This is a genomic window from Parabacteroides sp. TM07-1AC (genome assembly GCF_003480915.1).
GTDB classification, from domain to species: domain Bacteria; phylum Bacteroidota; class Bacteroidia; order Bacteroidales; family Tannerellaceae; genus Parabacteroides; species Parabacteroides chongii.
Genome location: NZ_QUKD01000008.1, coordinates 68,987 through 86,124, shown reverse-complemented (window position 1 = coordinate 86,124; position 17,138 = coordinate 68,987). Strand labels below are relative to the sequence as shown.

The 17,138-nt window shown below is 46.4% G+C and carries 14 protein-coding genes; all 14 read left to right on the top strand.

What is annotated here, in order from left to right:
• Window positions 1–489: 489 nt before the first annotated feature.
• Window positions 490–1,407 carry a tyrosine-type recombinase/integrase gene (locus DXD68_RS16075; RefSeq protein WP_122362543.1) on the top strand — a complete coding sequence of 306 codons (918 nt, stop codon included), beginning with the start codon at window positions 490–492 and terminating at the stop codon, window positions 1,405–1,407.
• 490 nt (window positions 1,408–1,897) lie between these two features.
• Window positions 1,898–3,370, top strand: coding sequence for a DUF3575 domain-containing protein (locus DXD68_RS16070; protein ID WP_122362542.1), 1,473 nt, complete (start codon window positions 1,898–1,900; stop codon window positions 3,368–3,370).
• 14 nt (window positions 3,371–3,384) lie between these two features.
• On the top strand, window positions 3,385–4,344 hold the full coding sequence (locus tag DXD68_RS16065) for a DUF5119 domain-containing protein (RefSeq protein WP_233577187.1): 960 nt from the start codon (window positions 3,385–3,387) through the stop codon (window positions 4,342–4,344).
• 38 nt (window positions 4,345–4,382) lie between these two features.
• Entirely contained in the window at window positions 4,383–5,348 is a 966-nt protein-coding gene (locus DXD68_RS16060; protein ID WP_122362541.1) for a fimbrillin family protein, read from the top strand.
• A 66-nt stretch (window positions 5,349–5,414) separates the two neighbouring features.
• The gene (locus DXD68_RS16055) at window positions 5,415–6,389 is read left to right on the top strand and encodes a fimbrillin family protein (RefSeq protein ID WP_122362540.1); all 975 of its coding nucleotides are present in this window, start codon (window positions 5,415–5,417) and stop codon (window positions 6,387–6,389) included.
• Window positions 6,390–6,432: 43 nt separating this feature from the next.
• The gene (locus DXD68_RS16050; protein WP_122362707.1) at window positions 6,433–7,737 is read left to right on the top strand and encodes a fimbrillin family protein; all 1,305 of its coding nucleotides are present in this window, start codon (window positions 6,433–6,435) and stop codon (window positions 7,735–7,737) included.
• Between the two features lie 21 nt (window positions 7,738–7,758).
• Window positions 7,759–8,874 (top strand): fimbrillin family protein, encoded by a 1,116-nt coding sequence (locus tag DXD68_RS16045; RefSeq protein WP_122362539.1) that lies wholly within the window; start codon window positions 7,759–7,761, stop codon window positions 8,872–8,874.
• 12 nt (window positions 8,875–8,886) lie between these two features.
• Window positions 8,887–10,032 carry a BF2992 family fimbrillin-A clan protein gene (locus DXD68_RS16040; RefSeq protein ID WP_122362538.1) on the top strand — a complete coding sequence of 382 codons (1,146 nt, stop codon included), beginning with the start codon at window positions 8,887–8,889 and terminating at the stop codon, window positions 10,030–10,032.
• Window positions 10,033–10,079: 47 nt separating this feature from the next.
• Entirely contained in the window at window positions 10,080–12,974 is a 2,895-nt protein-coding gene (locus DXD68_RS16035; protein WP_122362537.1) for a BACON domain-containing protein, read from the top strand.
• 518 nt (window positions 12,975–13,492) lie between these two features.
• The gene (locus DXD68_RS16030) at window positions 13,493–14,335 is read left to right on the top strand and encodes an Rpn family recombination-promoting nuclease/putative transposase (protein ID WP_122362536.1); all 843 of its coding nucleotides are present in this window, start codon (window positions 13,493–13,495) and stop codon (window positions 14,333–14,335) included.
• A gap of 115 nt (window positions 14,336–14,450) precedes the next feature.
• Window positions 14,451–14,732 carry an HU family DNA-binding protein gene (locus tag DXD68_RS16025; protein WP_122362706.1) on the top strand — a complete coding sequence of 94 codons (282 nt, stop codon included), beginning with the start codon at window positions 14,451–14,453 and terminating at the stop codon, window positions 14,730–14,732.
• A 107-nt stretch (window positions 14,733–14,839) separates the two neighbouring features.
• Window positions 14,840–15,325 (top strand): hypothetical protein, encoded by a 486-nt coding sequence (locus tag DXD68_RS16020; protein WP_122362535.1) that lies wholly within the window; start codon window positions 14,840–14,842, stop codon window positions 15,323–15,325.
• Window positions 15,326–15,687: 362 nt separating this feature from the next.
• The gene (locus tag DXD68_RS16015) at window positions 15,688–16,287 is read left to right on the top strand and encodes a DUF1062 domain-containing protein (protein ID WP_122362534.1); all 600 of its coding nucleotides are present in this window, start codon (window positions 15,688–15,690) and stop codon (window positions 16,285–16,287) included.
• 46 nt (window positions 16,288–16,333) lie between these two features.
• Complete coding sequence (locus tag DXD68_RS16010; protein ID WP_122362533.1) at window positions 16,334–17,062, top strand: nitroreductase family protein; 729 nt, start codon at window positions 16,334–16,336, stop codon at window positions 17,060–17,062.
• The last annotated feature ends 76 nt before the right edge of the window (window positions 17,063–17,138 follow it).

Sequence of the window (17,138 nt, the reverse complement as noted above, 5' to 3'; positions counted from 1 at the left end):
AAGTGGGGAAAATGTAATCATCATAATGATTTCGGAGTTAGTGACAGGGAAAAGGCGGAACCTACTATTATTTGTCAAATGAAAATGAATCGTTCAGAAAGAGCTTCTAGCTTTCAGAAAGACACGTAAACCTGGTTTTGGAGTATAATCTCGAAGTAAATATCCCCATATTTTGTAGTGTTAAAATTTTCATCACAATGATTGTCCCACATCATTGTGATGAGTACGTGAAGTCATTGTGATGACTCTGTCGGGACATTGTGATGACTCTGTCGGGACATTGTGATGACAGGGAAGAATCATTGCAATGATTTCCGAAAGGAGAGGTTATGAAGAGAGGAAAACGGGGTGATAAGGCGGGGTTTTCTTCCGGAACAGCTGTTTGACTGAAAACTGCTGTTAGCCTGAACTGTAAAAATCGAACATTCTGAAAGCTGTGAATGTTTATCTTTATCTTTTTGATTAATCCGAATAAATGGAGGAAAAGTTATGAAGAAAAGAGATTTTTATAGACAGATGTTGTTGCAGGAAGAGGATAAACGTTCCTGCGGCGATGAAAGTACGGCTGATCTGTATCGGGCAGTGCGTAATCATTTTATATGTTTCTCGGGTGGTAAGGAGTTGTGCCTGAAAGAAGTGACACCGACTTTGGTTGAGGCGTTTCTGAAATGGTTGCGTGAAAAAGGGCTGCGTGTGAATACGGTGAACAGTTACATGAGTAACCTTCGTGCTATGTATAACCGAGCCCGTCGGGAGTCGAAGGAGAAAAGGGGAGAGTCGCCTTTTGCCGGGATTCACCTCAGACAGGAGGAGACGCGTAAACGTGCTGTGCCGGTGGAAGTGATAAAGGAAATAGCCGCTCTGGATTTGAAAAGTGAGCCGAAGAAACAGCTTGCTATTGATTTGGCACTGTTTTCGTTTATGGCTTGTGGCATTCCTTTTGTGGATATCGTGCATCTGACGGGTGAGAATCTGGTGGAGAACGGTACGGTACTACAATACCACCGGCAGAAGACGGGAGCCTTTATCCAGATGGAAGTGACTTCGGGGATGCAGATGCTGATCGACCGGTATAAAGACGAAGAGAGGCGTTACCTTTTTCCTGTATTGCCGGAAGATGCGACCCACGAACAGTATAAAAGCTGTCTGGCGACGGAAAATCGTTACCTGAAAGAAATCAGTGTGATGCTGGATTTGCCGGAAACGTTGACGACCTATTCGTTCCGTCATGCCTGGGCTTCGGAGGCGTACCGCCTGCATGTAGCTATCGGTGTGATCAGCCAGGCACTGGGGCATACATCGGAAAAAACGACCCGTATCTATTTGCAGAAGTTTGACGTATCGGAAATAGCCAAAGCAAACCGGCAGGTTTCCGAAGCGGTCGGAGGCTGTTTGCGGGTGGGGTAAACCTTATTTATATAATAAGGGTAAACATCCTCTTTCTATCTTACAATCAGTGTCTTATAAATAATAAAAATCCTGAATTGTAATGAAATACGTGGCAAACGTAAGAATAAAAAAATGAAAAAACAAGGAGTGTAGGGTGTTTTCTTAAAAAACGCATATCAATTTTACTAAATTTCACAAGTTAACCTATTTTTTAGCCATATAATATGAATTTCATTACAAGATGGTATAAAACAGGCCCGGACTGCCATCGTTTTTAAATCTGTTAAGAGAAAACTGCTATTTCTGCAGTACCGTTTCTTCCTCCAAAAAGACTCAAAAAGACATCAATCCTTCATATTTTACCCTAAAAACTCCCTAGGCAGACACTTTCGGGGAGGGCTTTTTCCACCCTCTACCCTTATTATATAAATAAGGTGAACATTTACAGAGAGTTAGTGATAATCATAGTTACTGTTCAATATTGAACAAACTGGTATTATATATTAATATGTATAGGATAAAAGGTCCACACCGGAAAATACAGGTAAGAACAATCTTCCTGTTGCTGCTTTGCTTCCTTTTGGGGATAGGAGCGGATGCCCAGACTACGACCTATTACAAGGCTGAATCATTCCTATTCTCTTTCCGTCAGGATAACGACCTGTTCCTTGCCGATTACGGAGACAACGCTTATCAACTGGAACGGATGGGCGGTTTACTCGACGCATCCCGCGACCAAATCCTGAAAGGCGATTGCCATTTGTTGATCGTTTCTCATGTGAGTGCCTATGAATATGAAGATAAAGAGGTCGTGAACGAAGCCTCATTGCGTGCGGGTCGTATCCGCGCCTACCTGAAAACCCGTTTCGATATTCCCCATGATTGTGTAGCCTTCTATATCGACCGTAGCGGAAACTATCGTGATCAGGTGCATGTCTATAAGGTGTATAAACCACTTCCGTGGTTTGCGAACATTTCGATTCATTACAGTGAAAGCCGTTATCCGGTAGCGGTAGCGGCTGCCGTGGGTGAATATGGTGCAGTCCCTTATGTAGACTTGTACCGTCGTGGTGAGACAGGAGGTTACGACCGTGAAGTGTATCGTATCGACGATCCTCTTTTTGACCGCACGGAACTGGAAGATTACCGTCTGGCTTCCGTAATGGATACGGTACGCCATTGTAAACGGATAGAAGAGCCGGACATTGCTTTAGCCACCACCGTAACAACCAGGGAAACAGTACGGAAGGTGACAAAGTATAAAGAGACAACCGGGAAAACAGTTGTTTCCGAGAAAACCGGATTGCAAGCAGATAATAAAGAACAGACGGAGAAAGACCGGAAAAGACAACCAACCGAATCTGTAAGGACGGAAGAAACTCCGATGAAACAAAGCCCTGTATATCTGGCCGTGAAAACAAACCTTCTTCCCTGGTGTGGCGTAGCCCCGTCGATTCGTTTAGGAACCGGTGAAACGAAAATAGAAACGGGTACATTTATGCCGAACCTGGAAGTGGAGTGCAGTTTCGCCGGTCGTTGGTCGGTAGCCTTGTCGGGCATGTATTCCGACTTTGCCTATAAAGACAAGACGCGTGACTGTTGGGCTGTGTCCGAAATCTCCCTCGAACCCAGCGTCTGGCTATCCTCTTTAGGAAAATTTACCGGCTTGAATACCGGCTTGTTTGCTGAGTACGGAGATTTCGATGTACGTGGAAGCGCGATCGACCTGTCGGAAGATATGCTTTACGGACGGACAGGTTGTTTCTGGTCGGCAGGTTTGTCGATGGGTTATCGCTTCTCTCCGGTCGGTGGCTTTGGAGTAGATATGCGTATCCGTGCCGGTTACCGCTCAGTTTTCAGTGGGAAGAAATACCGTTATGATCCGCTTGATAACCGTAATTATCTGGAAACGTGTTTTGCTTCGACAGGTTTTATGGTCGGTTTAAAGGTCAGTTTATCCTATCGTTTTCAAATCAGATAAAAGGAGGTGAGGATATGGAAAGATATAAAAATAAGAAAGGCATAAGATATAAAGGATATAGGATGATGCAGGCAGTCATTTGGGTGACCAGTACCGTATGGATTATGGTGATTTCATCTTGTGCCTATCACAGTCCTGATGAGGATTGGGAGAAGAACGGAAAAGTACGTCTGCTGCTTCGCAAGCCAAATAGTGGTTGCCCGGATAATATGACCTGGTACTTCTACCCGGAAGATTCGGAAAGTCCGCTCATGCGTACGGGGGACGTTTCGGGATATGAGGGTACGTTGCCTTTGGGGCGTTACCGGGTAGCCGTCTGTAACACCGGTTGTACGGGTGTCACGCTTGAAATGGAGAAGGGGTATGAGGAAGCCTGCGGAAGGGCGCAACAACTTTCTTCGTTAAAATCCAGCTCCGTACAGATCGCCTGTCCGGGTAGCTTGTACGGTGCGGGTCTGGAGCAGATCGAGGTAGTCGGGGGTGAAACGGTAGCAAAGGAATTGACCCCGGCAAACCTTGTCCGTACATTGGAAATGAATATAAAGGTCACAGGAGGGGATAAGGGGGATGTCGCTGCAGCGGTATTGTCGGGAAGGTTGACCGGTGTTTCGTCACGGGTTCATATCCCTTCCGGCAAGCCGCTGTTCGATACGCCTGCTTTTATGACGTTCGAGCCGGAAGAGGTCAGTCCGGGTGTGTATGCTTCTTCACTAAGCCTGTTCGGTTTATCTCCGGGTGAGAAAGAGGAAGGCGAAGAACCCGTCGACTTGAGCCTTACAATGACACTGGCGGACGGGAAGGAAATCACTTCATCTACGGATATAACGGAAGAGGTGAGGGATGCGTTCACCGCAACTGTCACGACACATGTGATACTGGATCTGGTTGTCCGCTATGATGAAATAAGCGGTTTAACGATTACGCTGACGGACTGGAAAAAAGGGAATGGGGGTTCTGGTACGATTGTTCCCTGACAAGAAAAGAGCTAACAACCAATAAACATTAGTACAATATGAGATCAAAAACATTTTTAATTTCACTTTCAATAACGGGGTTACTGCTTATCTCTTTTCTGAATAGTTGCAGCAGCGTGGAAGAACCGTTATTCGGTCGGAGTGAGGAAATCCGGGTGAATGCCGGAATAGCGGAGACAACCCGCGCGGTGATAGCCGGCGGTTATGCAAGTAATCTGGATGTTGCATTTGCCCGCATGGATAACCCGGAAACGGCTGCCGGATGGAACAGCCCGGCTATCAAAGCGGTCCGTACGGGCGGTGTAGGCACTACGGTCCTCACCTTCGATCCGGAGCAAAGCTATCTGCCGGAGAACAAAACAACAGCCCTGATCGGCTATTATCCCCGTGAGTTGTTGGATGACGGAACGACTAACCCGGTCAGTGTGACTTACACTATCACGGGTGAGGAGGATATAATGGCAACAGGAGTGCAGACCGGTTCACTGGTGGATAAGTTCGAGACTTTCACCTTCAACCATCTGCTTACCCAATTGCAGTTCAAATGTACGGGTTCTGCCGGAGCGATCGCAAAATGGACGTCGGTTACTTCCATCAAAGTGAAAAACACCTATACTGCTTTGAAGCTATCGCTCGATAAAAGCAAGGGTGCTCAACTGACTGCAACGGGTGAAGCCAACCAAACGCTGACTGTTAAAAACTATCCGTCTGAAGTTTCGCTTCCCGATGCCGAAAACCCATCGACCGGCTATCTGTTGCTTTACCCGACGGTCAATTGGGGAACGGAGGATTTACCAATCAGTTTGGAGGTTAAAGGAACTTATGACGGAAATGCTAAAACACTGAACGTCGCCGTCTCCAATATCAGCGAAGGCGTGAAAGCCGGTTATTCGCACCTCATCACGCTCACCTTTACAGAAGACGGCAAAATAGCAGTAGAAACCGGCATTGCTGAGTGGCAACCGGGTAATAACGGCAGTACTATCATTACCCCCAAAGAGTAACCTTTCCCCTCTTCGAGAGGGGGCAGGGGGTGTGTAAATTAAAAAAACAAGACAACCATCAAAGTTATGAACAACTTCATAGTCACAATATCAATCTCCATCACGATCCTTCCGGGCTTCGCCGCCTGTTCAGACAGCAATCCTACTCCGGAGCCAGTCCCGGAAACCGCGGTGTGCCTGGAAGGTGCGATCGGAGAGTCAACGCGCGGAGTGATCGGTTCCGGCTATGAACAGGATTTAAAGGTTTGCTTTGCCCGGCAGGATGAAACGACCGTCCCAGGAGAAGGTTATGGCACATGGGGTATATATGAAGCAGTACGAAGAGGCGGGAAGGGAAACCGTCCGATCGTGTTTGCCCAGTCCCAGTCATACCCGGAGGACGGTCGCCGTATCCGCCTGCACGGCTATTATCCGGCAAAGGGTGAGTCGGAAGCTGTTGCAGGAACGGGCAAAGTCGCCTTTACTGTTGACGGAACGACGGATATTATGTCAACGGGAATCCTGACGGCTAGTGGATATGTTCCGGTACAAACCTGTACGTTCCGTCATTTACTGACACAGGTCCGTTTGGTTTGTTACAGTGACCGTGCTGATGGTTGGGGAACAATAAAAACGATCGAAGCGCTAGACGTACATACGCGTCAGAGACTGGATTTGGGGCAGGAAACTCCCTGTTTAAACGATATATCGTCGAATGATGGAATAAAAAATATCCCGGTGCAGGATATAACAAACTTACTGGTCCCGGATGTGACATCCGGCGAAGACCTTCCCGAACCGCAAGGATATCTCCTGCTCCCGGTTTCTCCGGTGGACGGAACAGCGGAACACCCGTTGCACCTTCGGATAACAACGACGAAAGACGGCAGGGGAACCGAATCAGAAACAGTTTCGGAAGTCTCCTTCCATATCGAAGGTGGCTTTCAGACAGGCAAAAGCCATGTTGTAACCCTCTTCTTTACAGATAAAAGTCAGATACAGACTACCTCCGTCAGTGTAGAAGGCTGGACAGACCGTGAACAAAATGATATGCCGATATAAAGCGATTAAATAATATGCAATGAATACTTTAAAACAAACGAAAATGAAAACAACTAAGACAATGTGGGCTATATCGATAGCCCTTCTGGCAGCGACAAGCTGTTCGGAAACAGAAACAGAAATCGACCCCGAACCGGGTAGTGGTGGTCAGGTATCTTTGGGTATCACCCCTAACCTGAAAGTGGAAGCCGGAACCAAAGCGGCAACGAAATCGATGGTAAACGGTGATGCGATCACGTATGACAAAGCCCTGTATAGCACTGCTGCCCCCGGCCTGGGAGTCGTGGTGACCAACAGCGATGCAACCGGCTGGTATGTACCCGACGGTGCTGATATCCATCATGTCTGGTATATGGGAGACGAAAAGGGAAAAGGCTGGATTTCGATCACAGAAAAGGGCAGTACTTTTTTGGAAACGAAAGAAGCCCCTTATTACCTGACGGAGACAATCGGTAAAGTGTATGCTTATTATCCTTATGATAAGACAAATTCTTTTACCTCTATAGGTAACGAATCTGATTTGAAAATCCCTGTAAAGGTTCTTGCTACCGGTAGTATAGATGCCTCTACGAACAATGCGAAAAAATACTGGAAGAGTACAGGTGCAGATGGAAGTGGATCTTGGACTTCGCGATTAACGGTTAACGATGTCAAGCTGTCCGAGACAACGGAAAAAGACTACCTGTATTTTTTCGCATCGGAAGGACGTTATGTGAACAACGGCCGTGCGAAAGGTCAACCTCCTTTCGACCCTGAGGGCGGACCGACGAATAACGATACAAAGAACCCCGGCTACCTGATCAACCTGGATATGAACCACGGCTTGGCAATGGTTTCTTTCCGTGTATACGATGGCGGTCATTTGAGTGATAATGCAGTGACATTTAATAAGTTCGTGATACAGAACCATGCGGTAAGCAACGTTTTAAAGACCGGAGACGGAAAAATGGCCCTTTCGAATGGAGCGATAACGGAAAATACAACAACCGGCTCCGTGACGCGTACGATTTCCAACTATACGCTGATGAGACAGATCGATGAAGGAGGTTCTCAGGGCGAAAACGCTTTTATAGCAAGCGGTTCCCAGGTGACGGGGCAGATTGTTTCGCGGTCGGTCAGCTGCCTTGTGTATCCTGTTACTTTCGGTGATAATCAGATCGATGTGGTAATCACACTTCAGGAGCAGAGCAAGCCGACAGTCGATTATACAGTGACATTGCCCGGATATGATTGGACTGCCGGAACGAACTGCGTGTACACCTTCTCTGCCGGTCGTAACAAACTGACGCTGATGGATGTAACCGTTCAGGAGTGGCAGGATGACGACCAGCCGGATATTCCGCTATAAAAACCATTAAAAACAAAGCCCATGAAACGGTTCCTATATATACTTTCGGCTGTCTTCTTCCTTTACCTATGTACAGCCTGTACGGAGGCGGAGGTAATGCATCCCGACGGAGGGAAACAGCCGGAAGAGAGTGTACCTCTGAGTGTGAAAAGTCTGGGCATGTGGATGGAGGTGGAATCGCGAAGCATCGTTACGGGGGGTCCGGGTGCGGAAGAGAAAAATCCGAACCCGCTTACCTCTGTCGGTGTATGCGTCACCAAACGGAACGGCAGCGGTACAGTCAGTTTCTACGCAAGCAGTGTCAAAAGTCAGCTGTTCACCTACAATGCTACAGCCGTGCCGCCCGCCTGGGAGTTGGCGGAAGGAGAAGAGCCGCTCTGCCTGTATACGGAAAAAGGGACTGTTTATGCCTATGCCCCGTCCGGGAAAAGCGTGTCGCTTTCGGGAACTCCGAAAGTGCCGTCGATAAGCGGTATTAAGGTGTTGGATAAGCAGAAGTTTTCCTTCAATGACGGCGGTACCCCGGTGGATGCCGCGGCCGATGTGCAATGGGAAACCGACCAGGACGATTACCTCTACTGTACGGCGGCGGACCAGGTAGACCGCTGGTACCCGGAGGTGTCGCTTTTGATGGAGCATGCGCTGGCAAAGGTGAGTTTTCGTGTATCGGAAGCAGAAGGAGGAACGGCATTTTCCGGTTGCCGGATAGCCAGGGTAACGTTGAAAAGTGATGCGGGGCTGAAAAAATCCACTTCTGCCAAACTCAACCTTTCGACAGGCGCTCTGGAGGGAACCATGACAGATGTCGGTGAACTGGCGTTTATAGCGGACGGCGATCTGCGTGAAGTGGGGTCCGGCGTGACCGATGCATCCAAAGTTGCGGTACAGGCATTCGGCCTGGTTATTCCGGTGACGGATGTGGGTGTCACACTGGTACTCACACTCGAAGATGGGCGTACGTTCAATATGAAACCGGCAGAAGGAAACGGGAATGTTCCCGGAACATTTACGGTGAACTGGGAAAAGGGATACAATTATATCTACAATATCCGCCTGCAACCTCAGGGAATCGAACTGGCGGATATCCGGGTTGCCGGTTGGAATGATGGCGGAGCGCATGATATTCCGGTGGAATAAAAACAGTACGGTATGAAACGATATTTGATATGTCTATTGGTGGGACTGCTCACTGGTTGTACTTCCGGTTCTGTGGAAGAGATGCTGGAAAAGGCGCAGCTGGTGGCGATCAGTTTCGGGAAGCCCGACCTGGGTATCCCGGTGATCCTGACGCGATCGGATGAAGCTGTTATGCCGGAGCCTACACCGTTGCCGGAAGGAGCTACCATACGCGTCTGCGGCTATTTGCAGGGAAATGTGGGAGAGCAGACCACACCGGCAGCTTTTTCTACAACGGCTGCCACCTTTGAATCCACGTATGAAGTGCTGGCCGATGGGAGCCTGTCGCCGTGCCTGGTGGATGATGCTGGGAAAAAGATTGCCGGAGAAACGGAAAAGACGGTTGTCCGTAGCGGTATATACGACTTTTATGCCGTTTCCCCGGCGCGGTCGTTGCAGAAAGGCAACGGCGGTTCTTATCAGATAACGGATATTCCCCACAAAGAAGATGTGATGACCTCGTCTGCCCGCAGCGTAACGGTTTCGGAAAGTTCACGGCAGGTAAGGTTGGGCACTTTCCGCCGTAAATGTGCCCTGGTGGTCTTCAATGTCGCTCCATCGAAAGAAAACGTGCTTCCGTTCAGCCGACTGTATGCCACCCGTTTGAAAATAAGTAAAATATCCTCATCCGGTGCCGTTCTTATAGCCGGCGAGGATACGGGCATTCCGGCTACGGGCGGCGTTGCCGGTGAAACGGGGGAGGTCGTATTTGAAACAGGTGAGTTTGAACCGGTGGAAGAGGGAGCTGATCCGGACCATAGCGGACTGAACAAGACGAAAGGAGTGCTTCTGCCCAAAACGGCGGAGCCTTTCGAGGTGGAGATCGATGTGCAGCGGGATGAGAAAACGGCGACCCTGAAAGCGATTGTCGAAAAAAGCATTTCTTTCGACGAAGGGCAAAGGTATGTTTTTACATTGGAGGTAAAGAATAATGAAAGCCGTTTGCAGATGCGTGTACTGGCATGGAATACAGTTCCTTTTACCGATGCACATGTTGGGGCGCCCGACCAGCCTTATCCCGATCCGGATATCAACCAAGGAGTCGGGACGGAATTGACGGTTGCCCGGTGGAAAGAGATCATATGGAGCGGAAACGGGGAAGCTGGAGGAGGTGCATAATATGCCGATGGGAAAATGTGCCGGTACGACAATAAGAAGAATGAGATATGGAACAAAGAAGAGAGACAAGGGAACAAATGAATGGAATAAGATATAAATATTGGATTTGTATGTCTGCCTGGTTGTTTTTGCTTTTTGTCGGCAGCTGCACACAGGCCGATGTGGAGAATGGCGGCATATCGCCGCATTTATTAAAGGATGTGGATGTGGGTTTTCATTTGAATGTCCTGGCGAACCGTGCGCCGGTAACACGAAGTATAATGTTTACTCCGGAAGGAACAGTAGATACCGATTCACTGGTCGTCGGCGACAGGGAACGTATCGGCACCCGCGCCCCATCGGTGGACGAAGTGCAGGAAAGTAAGATTTCCGGGCTTTGGGTAGGACAGTATGATGCTTCGACCGGGACGCTTCTATTTAATAAATATTTCGCTTCCTTGACCGATAATACGGTGAATATAAAATTGAAACAAAGCCGGGAAGGAGCACAAAGCCATGTCTGGTTCATTGCGAATGCCGGCGACCTGGGAGAGATCGGGAATGAAAAGAAATTGAAGGAACATGTCCTGTCGTATGCTTCGACGGAAAACGGCTGGCCGGAAAATAACCTGTGTGGAATGACAGGTATGTGGGAAGGGGTAGTACAGGAAGAAGGTGAGAAAAACATTACGGTTGAATTGACGCGCCTGCTGGCAAAAATCTCGTTTACCTATGCGATAGGTGGAAATGGTTTTTCTTTTACTCCTACTTCTGTCAGCTTGAAATCCGTCCCTCAGAAATCGCAGGTCGATGCCCCGGAAAGCCAGTTGGCTGATATGACATATACGAGTTATGCTGGTACTGCCGATAAGAACGGAGCCACGATGTACTGGTATTTGCCGGAGAATATGGCGGGTACGGTAAAGACTGAGTATGCGGTGGATTTGGAAAAGAAGAAAACAGGCAAGGGGGTAACCCATGCTACTTTTATTGAACTGACCGGGACTGCTGTGCAGGGAGAGGTGACTTACGAGAACGTCACTTTCTGCTTTTATCCGGGTAGCAATGAAAACAATTACGATATTGTGCGTAATTCGCATTATACGATGAATGTGACGTTGGTAGGGATAGATGTATCCGACGAACGTATCACGGTAGGTAAGATACCGCCTATTGAAGTAACGGAAGGAAATATGCCTGCTGAAAAAGGAAGCACGAAGGAGGTACAGATCACTGCCCGTCCGGGTCAGGCATGGTCGTTCGACCTGGAGGAATGGTTGTCGGCTATGATAGAGGGTAAGGAAGCAGGTACGGGTGTTACGGTTTCTCACCAAGGTCCGGCGAAAGTCTCTTTTCAGGCTGTATCGAGCAATCCGAAAGCAGAAGAGAGAAGCGTATCCTTTTCTGTGAATGTAAACAACGATCCTCAGACAATAACCATTACGCAGGAGGGTTCGACCCTGACCAAAGGAAACGATATTTCTTTGGGTGCGGCATCCGGTTCGGAGGGTAGTTCCACATGTAAAGTAACCAAAGGTTTGCCGTGGCAGGCAGTAATGAGCTGTGAAGACTGGTGGGGTTGGTCGGATAGTAATCCGGTCAGCTCGGGAGATGAATCCGACGGGGCTGAGTCTCCGTTAAAAGTAAAATCATTGTCTTCCAATCCGCTGGCACAGGAACGTACGGGAAAGATTATGGTTGCGGCAGGTGCATCGTTTAGTGATCCGACTTATCCGGGCCTGAAAGGGGAAATAATAGTCAAACAGGCAGGTTCAACGGTTGAAGGCTCGACAGTAGAGCTTGAACCGGTAGCAGCCAGTAATCAGTCATCTTCCTTTACCGCAACGCCCGGTTTGGCATGGGCAGCGAAAGTAACGCGAGGGGATTGGCTCACCCTGACATGTTCGACTTCGGGTAGCCCAACGACCGGAAGTGCGCAGGATATCACCTTTGCGGCAACAGTAAATCCGACGGCCTCCCTGCGAAGCGGTGAGATCACTGTCCGGGCAGGTAACGAAACGGGTGGTCCGACAGGCGTGATAGTGATAAACCAAAAGGCTTCATCGCTGACAGCTTCCGGTGATAAAACCATCTTGGCGGCAACAGCTGACGACAAGGGTACACTCACGTTTCAGGCAACCAAGGGACTTCCTTTATCCATAACCAAGCCTGATTGGTTAACCCTTACAGGTACAATATCAGGCACTACGGATGGAAATGAGCAGACTTTTGATTATAAAACAAATGGCGTAAATTTGGATGAAACGGAGAAATCCGGAAATATATCAGTGACAGCTGGAGAAATGACAACAAATGTTATGGTTGCACAAGAAGCTTCTTCTTTTAATGTTATCGCTCCGACTACACAGATCGGAAAAGCAGGTGGTAGTGTTAATGGTTCGATTATAGCAACTGAAGGTTTGCCGTGGACTATAAATCCCGAAACAGATAATGAAATAAAGGTAGATCCTGTCAGTGGAAGTGGTGACGCTATATTAACTTTTACCGCTTCTACAAATAGTGGTGGTAAGCGTGTAGGAACGTTTAACGTATCTGTAACGGGGGCAAACCCTGCACGTATAACAAATATAGATGTCACCCAAGAAACTTCGGATGCTGTGATACCTGCTATTCTTGGAAATATTCAGATTCAGAAATCAGATCCTTTATTATATGGTAAATGGGATGAAGTAAACCAGTATTGTGACGAATTGAATACGGAAGGCTATAGTGATTGGCGTTTACCTACATCTTCGGAGATGCTTTCCATGGCTAAAGCCTCTGGAGATTTGAACAAAATAATAGGCTTCACAGCATTCGCTAGCGCTTGGTATTGGAGTGGAACCTTAAGAAGTTCGAACGTACACAATATAGTAACTCTCCCTGGTGGCTCTCTTGGTTATGACAATGATGCAAATATCAAAAGCGTTCGCTGTGTCCGTAATGTCCAGTCAATTCAATAAATGATGATGGTCTGCGATCTGAGGTTTGGAGGGCGTTAGAATACTCTTATGACAGAGAGTACTAGAATGGTCCATCGGTAAAGAGCGATCAACCCCATTTACCAAACCACTTTCAGGTAACAGGTAGGCTTTGCGCTCGAATATAGAAATAATTGAGGCTATTTATATTGATTCCAATATAGATTTAGCGCCTAATAGCCCTGTAAGGGCAGGATAAATTAGTCCAAGGTTTTAATCTTGGGTATAAGTAAGTTAAGTTTATTTTTCAAGTCCTGTAGGGACGTCACAGGAATATATATCCTTGTGACGCCCTTACAGGGCTAGAGAGGGAGGAATGTGATTATCATTACCCAGGGTTAAAATCCAGGGCTAATTTGAGATCAGGCTTACAGCCTTCAAGACAACGATCTTTGACATATTGAGGGTTTGAAGAAAAATAATATGGCGGTTACAGGCTATATTGCCTTGAATTGATTACATTTGCATGTATATATATAATGTATAAATCGTATCGCCTTATGAAAGATAATTATATCCGATTTGATTGGGCCATAAAGAGGCTTCTGCGGCAAAAAGCCAATTTCGGGGTGCTGGAAGGATTACTGACGGTCTTGTTGGATGAAAAGGTGGAGATCATCGAACTGCTGGAAAGCGAAGGCAACCAGCAAACCTTTGACGACAAATTCAACCGGGTAGATATCAAGGCTAAAAACAGTAAAGGGGAGATCATCATCGTGGAAGTACAGAACACTCGTGAACTGACTTTCCTGGAACGTATCCTCTATGGGGTGGCGAAAGCCATTACCGAGCATATCTCTTTGGGTGAAAGTTATTACGAGGTGAAGAAAATCTACTCCGTAAATATTCTTTACTTCGATATCGGCAAGGGAAACGATTATCTGTATCACGGTCAAAATATCTTCACCGGCGTACATACCGGGGATCGTCTGGAGGTGAGCGTAAAGGAGAAAGATGTCCTGGTGCATAAACTACCTGCGGAGATTTTTCCGGAGTACTTTCTGATTCGTGTGAACGAGTTCAACCAGGTAGCCGTCACTCCGTTGGAGGAATGGATAGAATATCTGAAAGACGGAACGATTCGTGCCGATACCACCGCTCCCGGTTTGAAGGAGGCTCGCGAAAAGCTGCTCTATCACAATATGAGCGATGAGGAACGCCGCGCCTACGACGAACACCTCAGCGATATCATGATACAGAATGATGCGTTGGACGGAGCCAAGCTGGAAGGTCGTATGGAAGAACGTTATGGAATTGCAGCCAATATGAAGAAGTTAGGTTTGGATATTCGGCTTATCTCGCAGGCGACCGGTTTGACTTCCGAAGAAATAGCGAAGCTGTAATACATTTATTTTGTAAGAATATTTTTCTTTAAACCCTCAATGTCTCGAACAATAGAGATATTGAGGGCTTTTTTTATGCTCTCACGTGAATATAATGATTAAAGACAATAAAATTATGAACAAAGCAGATTTAGTAAATGAACTGGCCGAGAAAATGCAAATTACGCAATGCCAGTCGCGACAATTTCTCAATATCTTTCAGGAGGTGTTGACAGAGGTTATAAAACAGGATACTTCCGTGATGTTACAAGGCTTTGGCGCTTTTACTCCCTGGAAACAAAAAGAACGGGAGGGGCGAAATCCTCGAACAGGCAAAGGATGTATGATACCGGCACGTACAAGTGTCAAGTTCAAACCCGGAAAGTTTTTACTCGAAGAGTTGAACCCCAGTAAATAGATAATATAGGGGCACAGATATCTTCATATAATGGGTTTTATTCTGTGTCCCTAAATGTCTGTTTTTGACTTTCCCTCAATTAATTATTCAACGCCTATCATAATATCATGAAGAAGCAAAACAAATTAGAAGCACTATTCCCCAACGGAAAAGTGCCGGACGCAAAGGTCTTTAACCGAAGCCTCGACAAAATGTCGAAAGAAGGTCGTAACCATTTCCTTGAAAAAATCTACAAAATAGCTTTCACCGTCTGGTCCACCTTACCCAAAAAGCACCAGAAATTCATCCGGGAAGTAATCATCCACGACCGCCAGTCATACGTCGACTTCATCCAACAAAGAACCGTCATGTCCTGCCTCCGTTGTCCTCTCCGTTACCCTGTTTTGTTTATTCGAATGCTCCACCTAACCGAAATTGTCGAACGCACAGCACAAACCTCTGTAAACCATATCGCAATGTCCGTCCTGATCTGCTTCCAGATTTGTGGCAAGATCGGTACACTTGCCGGACATCTTGGCAAAGGGGAGATTGCCTATGAAGAGGCATTGGTGTTGGTGGGGAAGATGACGATTGTGGAGTTTTGCGGGTATTAATATCTGTATTTACCGCATAATGTGCGGAGAATATAAAGGCTAATATAGAAATGGAGTGATATGGATGAAATAAGCAATAAATCATTATCTTTGCTCCGAAATTATAAATATTCACGTTTTGGGAGCAATTCTTAAATTTATACTGGCTTAATATTAGCCTTATAAACCGCAGGCTGATAATTCTTTCGTTCGAGTAGTCCTACTTGAACAGGTTTCTTATTTAATTTTTTTATTCGCAGCGTTGAACTTTAAGGGCATAGGTCTTTGATGTGGTTGTTTATGGCGACTTCTGAGTTTGCTATAACTGTAATGCTGTGGATCATAATCAAATATTTCAAAGAATATCAAGCACAGTATAAAGAATGGAAACTGAATATATATGGGAGATAAAGCCTAAAAATACTCCTGCCTTAAAAAGAAAATGTAATCATTGTAATTGCGACCGGTTTTATTGTAGTAACAAATTCAGAATGAATGCGCAAAAAAGGAATATCGATGTCTGGTTGATTTATAGATGCGTAGAATGTGATAGTACATATAACCTAACGATTTTGTCACGCACAAAACCTGAACAGATAAAGAAAGAGTTATTTCGTAAGTTTTCGGAAAACGATGAAGAACTTGCGTGGGAGTATGCTTTTTCTTCTGAAACAGGGCGAAAAAATAGTGTTGAGTTAGATTATAGCAGTGTTGAATATGAGATATTGCATGACGATATTTCGATAAATGATATCTTGAATGCGGATGATGAGTTTGTAACATTCAAGATTCAAACCCGTTTTGAGTTTGGATTAAAGTTGTCTTCTGTCATTCGAACTTGTTTAGGGTTGTCTGCAAATCAGTTAAATCGGCTGATAGAGGCAAAAGCGATATTCAGTCCTGAGGGTTATTCGCTAAAGAAACATAAAGTAAAGGATGGAGATGTTGTACTGGTAAACAAACATATTGCGGGAATGTTTTAATTTTGTAGTGATATAGAAAAGTGTTTTAATTAAATAAATCAGCATTATGAATTTAGAAGAAGTCCTCGATTACCGCCGTTCGGTACGGGCATATGATAAAGAAAAACCGATAGATCCGGAAAGGGTGAAGCATTGTTTGGAACTGGCAACATTGGCTCCCAACAGTTCGAATATGCAGTTGTGGGAGTTTTACCATATTACGGAGCCTGAATTGTTGGCGGAAGTTTCAAGAGCTTGTCTCGATCAGAAAGCGGCTTCGACTGCTTCGCAAATCGTTGTTTTCGTTGTACGGCGAGACTTGTACAAGAAACATGCCCGATTCGTTCTCGATTTCGAACGGGAGAATATTCGTCGAAACAGTCCGAAAGGACGTCAGGATAAACGTATCAAAGACCGGGAATTATACTACGGGAAATTGATGCCGTTTGTTTATGCCCGGTTCTTCGGGCTTTTGGGGTTGTTTAGGAAACTGCTGGCTAATACCATCAGTCTCTTTCGTCCGATGATGCTCGAAGTATCCGAGAATGATGTGCGTGTGGTTGCCCATAAATCGTGTGCACTTGCCGCCCAGACGTTTATGATTGCGATGGCAAACGAAGGGTATGATACTTGTCCTTTAGAAGGGCTGGACAGCCGGCGGCTGAAAAAGGCACTGAAGTTACCTCACGGGGCTGAAATAAATATGGCTATTCCCTGCGGAATACGAGACGGAAATAAAGGAATCTGGGGAGAACGATGCAGGCTGCCGTTTGAGGATGTTTATCGGAGGGTTTGAGGTTGCTCGTTTACTGATAAACCTTTTTATTTCTAAATAAATACTTGATGGAGACTGTCTTATTCGTTGAATGGAT